General features: G+C 45.2%; 9 protein-coding genes and 1 pseudogene. 4 read left to right on the plus strand and 6 right to left on the minus strand.

The window, feature by feature from the left end; all coding sequences use genetic code 11:
- Positions 1-483: 483 nt before the first annotated feature.
- From truB to RID09_RS03545, 4 genes are all read right to left on the minus strand, one after another.
- Complete coding sequence (gene truB / locus RID09_RS03530; protein WP_446334570.1) at positions 484-1,461, minus strand: tRNA pseudouridine(55) synthase TruB; 978 nt, start codon at positions 1,459-1,461, stop codon at positions 484-486.
- A gap of 489 nt (positions 1,462-1,950) precedes the next feature.
- On the minus strand, positions 1,951-3,711 hold the full coding sequence (locus tag RID09_RS03535) for an alpha/beta hydrolase (protein ID WP_446334571.1): 1,761 nt from the start codon (positions 3,709-3,711) through the stop codon (positions 1,951-1,953).
- A 153-nt stretch (positions 3,712-3,864) separates the two neighbouring features.
- On the minus strand, positions 3,865-6,243 hold the full coding sequence (locus RID09_RS03540) for an adenylate/guanylate cyclase domain-containing protein (RefSeq protein WP_446334572.1): 2,379 nt from the start codon (positions 6,241-6,243) through the stop codon (positions 3,865-3,867).
- Between the two features lie 180 nt (positions 6,244-6,423).
- A complete protein-coding gene (locus RID09_RS03545; RefSeq protein ID WP_446334573.1) occupies positions 6,424-6,546 on the minus strand; it encodes a hypothetical protein in 123 nt (40 codons plus the stop codon).
- A gap of 12 nt (positions 6,547-6,558) precedes the next feature.
- Between RID09_RS03545 and argF the strand changes: the two genes are divergently transcribed.
- Together argF and lexA are read left to right on the plus strand one after the other, a co-directional pair.
- Positions 6,559-7,476 (plus strand): ornithine carbamoyltransferase, encoded by a 918-nt coding sequence (argF, locus tag RID09_RS03550; protein WP_446334574.1) that lies wholly within the window; start codon positions 6,559-6,561, stop codon positions 7,474-7,476.
- 429 nt (positions 7,477-7,905) lie between these two features.
- On the plus strand, positions 7,906-8,523 hold the full coding sequence (gene lexA, locus RID09_RS03555) for a transcriptional repressor LexA (RefSeq protein WP_446334575.1): 618 nt from the start codon (positions 7,906-7,908) through the stop codon (positions 8,521-8,523).
- Here lexA and RID09_RS03560 read toward each other — a convergent pair.
- Positions 8,509-8,883: a response regulator gene (locus RID09_RS03560; RefSeq protein ID WP_446334578.1), complete on the minus strand. Its 375-nt coding sequence runs from the start codon at positions 8,881-8,883 to the stop codon at positions 8,509-8,511. The two genes, lexA and RID09_RS03560, sit on opposite strands and share 15 nt — an antisense overlap.
- Positions 8,884-8,947: 64 nt before the next feature.
- Positions 8,948-9,547, minus strand: a pseudogene (locus RID09_RS03565) (sensor histidine kinase); the annotation flags it as partial.
- A 187-nt stretch (positions 9,548-9,734) separates the two neighbouring features.
- Here RID09_RS03565 and RID09_RS03570 point away from each other — a divergent pair.
- Positions 9,735-10,004 carry a response regulator gene (locus RID09_RS03570; protein ID WP_446334576.1) on the plus strand — a complete coding sequence of 90 codons (270 nt, stop codon included), beginning with the start codon at positions 9,735-9,737 and terminating at the stop codon, positions 10,002-10,004.
- Between the two features lie 172 nt (positions 10,005-10,176).
- A partial coding sequence (locus RID09_RS03575) for a transposase family protein (protein WP_446334577.1) occupies positions 10,177-10,540 on the plus strand: 364 nt, incomplete at its 3' end.

The following is a 10,540-nucleotide window of genomic DNA, read 5'->3' on the forward strand; positions in this document are numbered from 1 at the left end:
ACTATAAACGGACGTGGAGAGGGTGTAAGACCTCATTTGGAGGCAACCTTCAGCGAAGCGTCAACCCCAATCAGCGACCACCCCTAAAAAGGTGGCGTGGTGAGGAATCCCCCGCGCTCTTTAGCCGGGGGAGGATGTCAAATTTCTACATACCCCAAGACGCTTCTTGCAGCGCATCTCTACTTATAGCAATCGCCATAGCGGTTAGGACGCATCATTTGGTTCCAGACGTTGCATGCAACGTCTCTACAACGGTTCGGAAATTCCTCATCAATGTGTCTACTGCTATACAGCAGATTTGGTGGTTGATGAGGTACACTCATCTAAGCAAGATCCCCGACTTCGTAGAAGTTGTCGGGGATCTGTTTGTGTAGAAAAACCAAAGTGATAGCACAAAACTGCCTGTTCAAAGGTATCTTTTGTTGCAATTTTTGCCTCTGGCAATTCAGGTGAATCGGCAGAAAACATTTCAAATAAAGAGTATCAATCTACCAAAACCATCTTAGGCGCAAGCACTAACTCACATTCTGATTCAATCACCTGAGTAATACCCAAAAATGTCCCATTTTCGTGATAAACTCGTCGGATATTGCCAGCAGAATCAGTCGAGGAATCTTGATCGGTCATATCCTGTTGATCTAAACCGTGATCATTTCCTTGCTCATTACCCTCTCCCTTGTGATCTGTGCCTTCTGCCTTTTGGATAATACGTTGACCCTGACACCAACGACGAGCATCATCTGCTGATAACGTAACCTTCCCTAAATGTTCTAACGCAGCTTCTGCTGGAATAGGATTAAAGGTTCCTGCTTCTACCTGTTGTGCCAATTCGTCTAAGGTTAAACTCTGTTCTAAACTAAATCCACTGCTTTGGGTACGAATCAGAGAGGCTAAGGTTCCGCCAGTATTGAGAGCTTCTCCCAAATCACGAGCAATGGAGCGAATATAGGTTCCTGCACCACAGGCGATCGCAACATCCAATTCCGCCAATTCCCCTGGACGCCAATCTAACACCTCAATCTGATACACTTCAACCTTTCGCGTCGGAATTTCCGCCGTTTTACCCGCTCTGGCTAAATCGTACAGCCGCTTCCCCTGAACCTGAATGGCGCTGTACATGGGGGGGACTTGCTCGATTTTTCCTTGAAACTGTTCCAGGAACGGCAAAACTGTCTCCTGGGTTAACCCAGATGCAGAAGCACTCGCCACCACGTCTCCTTCTAAATCATCGGTTGTTGTCTTCACTCCCAACCGAATCGTCGCCCGATATGCCTTATCTGAGGTCATATATTGTAACAAACGGGTGGCTCTACCCAGTGCGATCGGTAAAACACCCGTAGCCGCTGGATCTAAAGTTCCCCCATGTCCCACTCGCTTCAGGCGCAGCAGACGCCGCACTTTTGCCACGCAGTCGTGAGAGGTAAATCCAGCCGATTTGTTTAAATTCAAAAATCCTTGCATTCGTCAATATATCTGCCGCATTTTTGTCACAAAATATTGTGGTAATTTGGATTTCATTAGCAATCACAACAATTCTTTGGATGCTTTAATTGATTTTCAAATATTTATCTTGAAACAAACAGCAACATTCAAACAATACTGGCTGAGTGATTTCCTCCTTTGGGCAATGAAACTTGAAGTGGTACTGAACAATCAAAGACAATTTCATGTCAGTCACGCAGCTTCTTAGGTTCTATTTGAGGAAATGTCAACGTTCTCGATGAATGTTGCTGCTGTTATGGTTTTCGTTGCTATCTTCTGATGAGACAGATATTAGATGAGACAGGTTTTTTCTTCCTCCTAATTCTAGCGTTTGTAGACTAAGCTGTTTGATCTGTCACCAGAAGTTATGTAGCTTTATATTTAATTTAGCACGATTTCTGAGAGAGACAACCCCTTGATACAGTCTTTTATATTTGTTTAAAAACTACAAAAATCTGAAACATAAGTTTACGGAAGGGGAATTAAAAGCGGTGCTTGTGGTGAGGGCGAGGAGTTCCTCTGTTCATCCGTCTGTTCAGAGAGCTGATTTAGGGTTAAAGACTCCACTAAACTCAAAGGCATGGGGTCTTGGGTGAGGAATTGTGCATAAGCCGCATTGAGGTAAGGCTGGTATTCAGATTGACCCACAATATAGGCTTTAAAAAAGGCAACACTCAGCGCCTGCGTATAGGCTTGAGCAATTGCTGGATCAGGACCCATCACCTCTGGTGGTAATTCTACCGCCGTTGTCGAGACACCCAGGTTAGAGAAGTGAGTGCCTTTATTCTGCAATACTAAATACTTATTTGGCATGGTTAGCCAAGTAAAGGGTTGAATCTGTTCCGGGAGGGCGGGTGCTACGGTATCATTACTCCCGGAAATTAGCATCAGGGGGATTTGAATCTGAGCAAACTCAGATTCACCAAAGATAGCACTGCCCACGGGATTAATTGCGATCGCGGCTTGAATCCGTGGATCACGAAAGTCATAGTCCGCCACGGGTAATTCTAATGCCCGACATTGCAGCAACAGCGATACATTTAAGGAATCCTCTGAATTACGACAAACTTGCTGCAATCGCTCAAAATTAAATTCAGCACCCGCTAGCGCCAAAACGGTGTAACCCCCAAAGGATTGACCCAATATACCAACGTTATCCAGATTTAACTGTCTTTGATCGGACTGTTCCAGTTGATCGAGCAAAAAGGTAATATCCAAGGGACGGTCAATCAATTCTGACGGCGGCGTCACCTCACTGGCTAATCCTCGACTCAGCGCTTGTAATTGATCCGCATTACTGCCAGGATGTTCCGGTACCGCTACGGCAAAGCCATAAGACGCTAAGTGCTGCGCTAAATACTCAAACGTCATCCGATCAGAACCGAGTCCATGGGAAATTACAATTAGGGGAGTCAACCCAACCCTTGCCATATCAGAAGAGGGTAAATACAAATCCACTGGAAATCGGCGTCCTCGACTCGGATCACTCAACGTCAGGGTTTGTTTAGAATAGGCAACCGGTCCCGGTTCCGCCAAGTCGGGTAATTCGGAAAAGTTGGGTAGCATTTGGGGAAACTCGGACTCTATCTGAGCTTGAATTTCCGCCATCGCCTCCTGATTCACCCCGACTATTGCCTGTTGCGTTTGCCGACTCAACCGAGACAGTTCTTCAATAATCTCAAAACTACGGGTAGAGTTAATCCTTATACCATAGGTGGGAAACTCCCGCAGTACATTTAATAACGTTAGCCCCTCCGGTTTAGCCGCCGCTTTGATTAATGCAGCGCGAATGGCATAGAATCCCTCTTGACCGGCTTTGGTTTGAATCACTTCCCCCAACCGTTCCAGAATTGCTTCTCCTTGAGGCGAATAGAGAAACTGTGCGATCGCGACTGGGCTCACATCGATAGGTGTGACTAAAACTTGCCGCAACCGTTCTAACTGTTGCGGTTCCACATAGTTAGCATAAAACGCCAATTCCGGCTCAATTTTCCCCTCGGTGGCGTAAACTTCTAGTGCCGCAATAGGCAGAGAAAATTCTAAAGGACCATAGGGAATATAGATTTTTGTCGCTCCCTGAACCGGACTAGACATGATCACAGGCGCAACAGATAATCCCAGATTCACTAAGGCAAGTCCTAATTTGAACAGGGGATTAGTGATTGGGGATTGGGGATTGGGGATTGGCACAGTTATATCATGTCCGTTTAAACTGAGATCTTGCTCCATTCTCAATAGGGCGGTTGAAACCGCAGCTACACAAATGAAACCCGCCGACGCTTCGGCAAGCTTCGCTCCCCCCGGGTTCCCAAACTCTTAATCTTATGTTAATCTGCCCAGGCGGACTTGGTTTGGGGAGCCGGAAGCTCCTCCAATCATAATTCAAAATTGATATCTCTTGCTATTAAAATCATCCCATTGCCCCCACATCCAAAGCTTGTCGAACTTGCGGCAGCGCTTCATATAGAACAGAGCTGCTTTATCCTGATTATTTTCTCGACAAATTTCTTTAAATATTTTATATCCTTCGGCAAATCTTCGGCTATAAAAAAGATGAATCCCCAACTCAAAGTTACCTCGATGCTTAATTTTTAGATTAACCGTCGTCAGCGGCTCACCATCAAAGGCTTCAAAAACAGAGACGGCTTTTTTCCTTCCTTTGACAGGAACTTTCCCTAAAAATCTGTAATTATAGCTTAGGGGATTATCCAGACTCAGCAAAAACTTTTCACTAAAGATAATCGACGCCCCAAAAATCTTCGTCAATCCTTCCAAACGAGATGCCAGATTCACGGCATCAGAAATCACTGTTGCCTCCATCCGTTGTTCTTCGCCAATAGTACCTAGCATCAGACTACCACTATGGAGTCCCATGCCAACCGAAATCGGCAGGTTTCCCTTTTTTTCCTGCTTACCGTTATAGATGGCGATCTGTTTTTGCATCTCAATCGCGGCGTCCAATGCTTCTTCAGCTTTTTCCGGAAAGACTGCCATGACGGCATCACCAATGTACTTATCGACAAAACCATTGTGCTGGCGAATAGTGGGGACAACTTTCTTAAAATAATTATTAATGAAATCAAAATTTTCCTGGGGTGACATTTTCTCAGATAGGGTAGTAAATGACCGAATATCAGCAAACATAATTGTCATATCCCTTTGAACGCAATCCCCCAATTTAGCCTCACTGAGGTTGGTATATCCTAAAATCTGTAGCAATTTAGGCGGAATGAAGCGGTCGCAGGTTGCATTGATTTGGGTAAGTTTCAGATAAGGATTAATCCGGGCAATCATCTCATTGGGGTCAAGGGGCTTAGTCCAATAATCATTGATACGGTAGCTCCAAATTTTTTTCCATTCCGGTGGTTTTTCTTTATCGTCAACGAGAATAATTGGCAATTCATTGGCTGAGAAAAAACGGCGAATGCTTTGACAAAGGTCATAGCCATGCATTTCGGGCATTACTGCATCCACAATCAGCAAGTCAGGCTTAAAGCCTTTTTCGACTTCTGCCAAGGCTTGTCTACCACTATATGCCTGTTTTATGACGTAAGATTGAGAAGACAAGATCGAGTCAATCAGGGTCTGCCAATTGACAAGTTCATCGTCTACGATTAGAATTTTAAATGATTGGATTAAATCTGTGGATGATTTAAATTCGGCTGATATTTTTGGGAGGGTTTTTACTAGAGAGAGAGGGTTTTTCACAGACGCCGCCAATTGGGTTTGTTGATTGCCAGAAATGGGGAGCGTCAAAATAAAGCGTGAACCCTGGTTACCGATTGATTCAACTCGGAGTTGACCGCCGTTGAGTTCGACCAAACGTCTGGTTAAAATCAATCCTAAAGCGGTACTGCTATACTGTTGGATTGTGGCACTATAAGCATTCTCCAGTAATTGCTCTGCCGGAATGCTGATGCCGATATCCGCCACAGTCAGTTCTAATTGATCAGGGGTGATAGTTGCACAAATGTCGATCGCGCCTTTTTCGGTAAACTTAATCATGTCAATGATTAAGTTATACAAAATTTGCTGCAATTGATTGGCATCAGCATTGAATTGAGGGAAATCAATTGCAATGGAGTTACGTAATTGTAATTGTTTTGGGCGGATCAAGGGTTGACAAAGCTCCAACACCTCTTGAGCGATGGAGCGTAGATCAACTGACTGATAGAGACATTGAGGAGGATTTGGCTTTAAGGTGAGGGCATCGAAAAGGGTATCGGTAAAATTGGCAACACGCTTAACCTTTGCCATCAACGCAGAAGGGTTAGTATTTGGCTCCTGTGAAAGAAAATTAAGGTCTTCATCAGACAAATATTCAGCCATGTCTTGGAGGCGATCGCGAAATGTTGGCGTTTGGTTAAATGTCTGGTTGAGAACCTTGGGCTTGTCCCAAAAAGGGGTAGCATCATTATTGGTATTTAGGGCTTGGTTCGTGGCGAGTTTAGCCGCGACCATTGAGGGAGTGCGATCGCCTGATCGTTTCAGATTCGGGTTATCCTGAAACGGTAGCAATGCTGGAACTTCACCCAACAAAGGGTTTTCGGCATCATCTTGAACCTTGGCGAACGCCTTAGTCAATCCGAAGGCGATCGGGAGTGCCAAAATTAAACTCAGACTCACCAGGCTCAAAACCAGCCAGAGGAGTTTCTGGGTGGGATAAAATTCTTCAGTGAGATAGCCAGATGCCAGATAGAAAAAACCGAGATTGGTACTAATGATGGCAACGACACACAGAAGGATGACGGAGCGTTTCATAAGGTTTAGAGTTTGGGATGGTTAAATGCATCGATTTCATCAAGTCAATGCCAACTCACAGCTTCTATTGCTGATCTAGACGTAATATTGGCGATCGGTTCTCAACGCTTCCGAAAAAAACTGATATTTTACATCATCCGCCTCAAAATTCAACTGATCCGATAAAAATCTGCTAAATTTTTAGGACGGTGCTTCTTGCCAAAACCTGGGTAGCCGTAGGAGACTGACATCGGTAAAAATTGGTGCTGGGTTGGATTGCCCCAGCCAACGTGCTTTCTGGCAAGCGCCGATCCACTGAGTCATCGGAGAAGGAACATGACGGCATTAAAAGGACGAGACGTCTTAGGTTTAGCTGACCTGAGTGCGAGTGAAATTCACGAACTGTTGCATCTAGCTACCCAGTTGAAAACCGGGCAGGTTAACCTGCGATGCAATAAGGTGTTAGGGCTTTTGTTTTATAAGGCATCGACCCGAACCCGAGTCAGTTTTTCGGTGGCAATGTACCAACTGGGGGGTCAGGTGATTGACTTGAACCCCAATGTCACCCAGGTGGGTCGGGGAGAACCTGTGGTAGATACAGCCCGGGTCTTGGATCGGTATTTGGACATCCTGGCAATTCGCACCTTTGAGCAAAAAGAATTAGAAACCTTTGCTGAGTATGCTCAGATTCCCATTATTAATGCCCTGACTGACTTAGAACATCCTTGTCAGGTCTTGGCAGACTTGTTGACCATTCAAGAGTGCTTTGGGTCACTTGCGGGTGTAACGGTAGTGTACTTGGGAGATGGTAATAATGTGGCTCACTCACTCATGGTAGGATGCGCCCTCATGGGAATGAATATCAGAGTTGCCACACCATCAGCTTACCAACCGAATAGTTTAATTGTAGATCGAGCTAAACAACTGGCGGTATCGAGTGAAGTGACGATTACGGATGATCCTAAGGCAGCGGTTAAGGGCGCTAATGTGATTTATACCGATGTTTGGGCAAGTATGGGTCAGGAGGCGTCAGCCGATGCGCGAATTCCTGTATTTCTACCGTACCAGGTCAATGAACAACTCTTGAGTCTAGCGGCACAGGATGCGATCGTGTTGCACTGTTTGCCCGCCCACCGAGGCGAAGAGATTACCGCAGAGGTGATGGAAGGTTCGCGATCGCGTATTTGGGATCAAGCCGAAAACCGGATGCACGCCCAGAAAGCTTTACTCGCTAGTCTTTTAGGCGCTGATTGAGGGATCTCCAGGGATTCTAGGAGCAGAGGGAGCAATGTTCCAGACGTAGCATGCTACGTCTCTTAGCAGGGGGAGTGTCAAGAATTGCCCCTACAGGTGGTGGGGTGGTTCCACCGGAATACTGACGTAAGCCGTAGGGGTTTGGTAACCAAACCCCTACGGTCGTCGAATGGGGGTCAAAACTATAAAAATTGCTTTTAACTGGACAAGGATAGGACATTAGTACTACTAATGTTTTATAGTAAATAGTATTCGTTTGTTATAGCTATGCATTTTGACCCTATTTACCTAGATATGCAAAGAAATTTGCATACCGCTTTTAGCCCGTCTCAGGGCAGATTGACTGCCATAAAGACGGGCTAGTCGAATGGTTGAGCCATCTGCACCCGCGACCTGTAACGTCAAAACAAGAGTGTAATTTGTAGGATTATGGAACCCCTCACCCAAGCCCAGAAAGAACTCTATGATTGGCTCGTTGATTATATTCAAACAGCCCGACATGCGCCCTCAATCCGGCAAATGATGCGAGCGATGAATCTGCGATCGCCCGCACCGATTCAGAGTCGGCTCGAACATCTACGCAATAAAGGGTACATTGACTGGACAGAAGGAAAAGCCCGGACAATTCGGATTCTGAGTAGTACGGTATCGGGAGTCCCTGTACTGGGTGCGATCGCGGCGGGGGGTATGGTTGAACCCTTTACCGATGGGATGGATCGGATTGATTTATCCGGTTTATTCACCCAACCGGGTAATTTTGCCCTCCGGGTTACAGGGGACAGCATGATTGAAGCCTTAATTCGAGAAGGGGATTTGGTGATTATGCAACCTGTTCCTGAACCCGATCAACTGAAAAATGGTCAGATTGTCGCCGCTAGAGTCGAAGGATACGGCACAACACTAAAACATTTTTATCGGGAAGAGGATATGATCACCCTGCAACCTGCTAATTCTAATTATCCACCCATAGAAGTAGAAACAGAAAAGGTAGAGGTACAAGGCGTCTTAGTCGGCGTATGGCGTAGTTTTGAATCAAATCCAACCTAATGTTTGACTGATTTGTTCCGCTAGTTTTAGAGGGCGAAAGGGTTTAGCAAAGACAGCAGCAACCTGTAAGTCAGCCACGCTTTCTCCCTCCAACTGTTGGGCTTTTGCGGTGACTAAAATGACGGGAATAGATTGGGTTAGAGGATTAGCCTTTAGCCGTTGCAGAGTTGTTCGCCCATCCATATCAGGCATCATCATATCGAGTAAAATCACATCAGGTTGGTGGTTGGCTGCTTTGTTCAGGGCTTCCTGACCCGAAGAGGCGGTGAGTACGTGCCAACCCGCCCCCATTTCTAGACCTAACTGGGTAATCGCCCGGACATCTTCCTCATCATCAACAATCAAAACAGATTTTGTCATTAGCATTAATCATTTGTCATTGGTCATTTGTCACAGACACCTTGCCTACTTTTCAGGTAGCTTTTCACGCTCTCAGCATTAGGGGTAAGGCTATGTAGAAACTACTTCCTTGACCTAAAACACTCTCAACCCAAATTTGCCCCTCATGCTGCTCAATAATATTCCGGCAAATCGTTAAACCTAATCCTGTTCCTCCTTTTTGACGGGAGTCAGATGCATCGACTTGCTGAAACGGCTCGAAGATGAGCTGTAATTTATCAATGGGAATACCTCGCCCTTGATCTTTGACACAGATGAGCAACGTTGGGTGGGGAAAGGTGAGATGTTGGGGGATTTGGTTGTTTGAGACAGTGGTACTATTGATATGTTCGTCTTTGTTGGCTATTATCTTATCTTGAGCTTGCATCTGAGCGGTTAACCAAACAGTGCTGCCTGGTGGAGAAAATTTAATCGCATTACTGAGTAGATTGGTGAGGGTTTGTAAGAGGCGATCGCAATCTGCCCATAGTTCAACCGTTAAAGGTTGAGTGAGGAGCTTGACTTGGGCTTGTTCTGCCATAGTTTGCATTGTCTCAGTGGCTTGGATGAGTAAATCGGCAGCATTGCATTTTACCTTGTTCATGGTAACGGTGCCTGATTTCATCCGTTCCAAATCGAGAATATCTTTGAATTTTGCCCTATAAGTGATTCTCAAGTCGGGGTGATACCCCATTCGCTTTTGTTACTCCCTTTATCCCTTGGATACTTTTTCCTTGAAACCTTTTTCCTTCCAGAGTTAACCCAGATTTAGTATGATTTATGAATCGCCCCGACACTAGGGAAAACAATTTCTGGAGAACGGTGCTCTATCGATGCGAATCTTGTTGATCGAAGATGATCAGGTTCTGGCAAACATCTTGGTGCAAGCCCTAACCAGTCAACGCTACATCGTCGATTTAGCTGAGGATGGACAGCTTGGCTGGGAATATGCCCAAGACACAACCTATGACTTGCTACTCATCGATATCGAGTTGCCCAAGCTGGATGGGATCAAGATCTGTCAACGCTTACGCTCTCAAGGTTCTTCGATACCGATCTTGATTATTACGGCTAAACATGAGGCTCTCTGGGATTTATGGTGATAAGTTTTACTAATATTACTCCTGATACTTCTTAGCTTTGATCTTGACTCGGAGCGACAGCGGAGAGTCAAGACTAGGCTTCAATCCGACTCTACCGTCCTTTACAGGATAAATTGTTTCTGGTAAAAATAACACTTGTGTTGAAGAATTTTTCTTAATTGAGAAACTAGCCATGTCATCCCCTCTCGACTCTCTTCTCAAGTTACCAGGAGTAACTGTAGAAGGTCATACACAGGTCGAAGAATATATATGTATTCATCTCAAAATACTAGCTCCTGAAATTTCCTGTACCTATTGTTCCCAAACCACGCAAGAAATTAACCAAGAACGACCAATTCTAATCAGAGATTTACCAAGCTTTGGACAATCGGTTTATCTGAGAGTTCCACGGCGACAGTTTTATTGTCGTTGTTGCCAAAAGTATATAACAGAAAGGTTAGATTTTCTCTCCTGGCGGCGGCGAACTACTCAGCGATACGAATCTCACGTTTACCAACGAGTACTTCAATCCAATATCGAACAAGTTCATCGGGAAG

It is taken from the genome of Coleofasciculus sp. G1-WW12-02 (genome assembly GCF_040219735.1).
Classification (GTDB): Bacteria; Cyanobacteriota; Cyanobacteriia; order Cyanobacteriales; family Coleofasciculaceae; genus Coleofasciculus.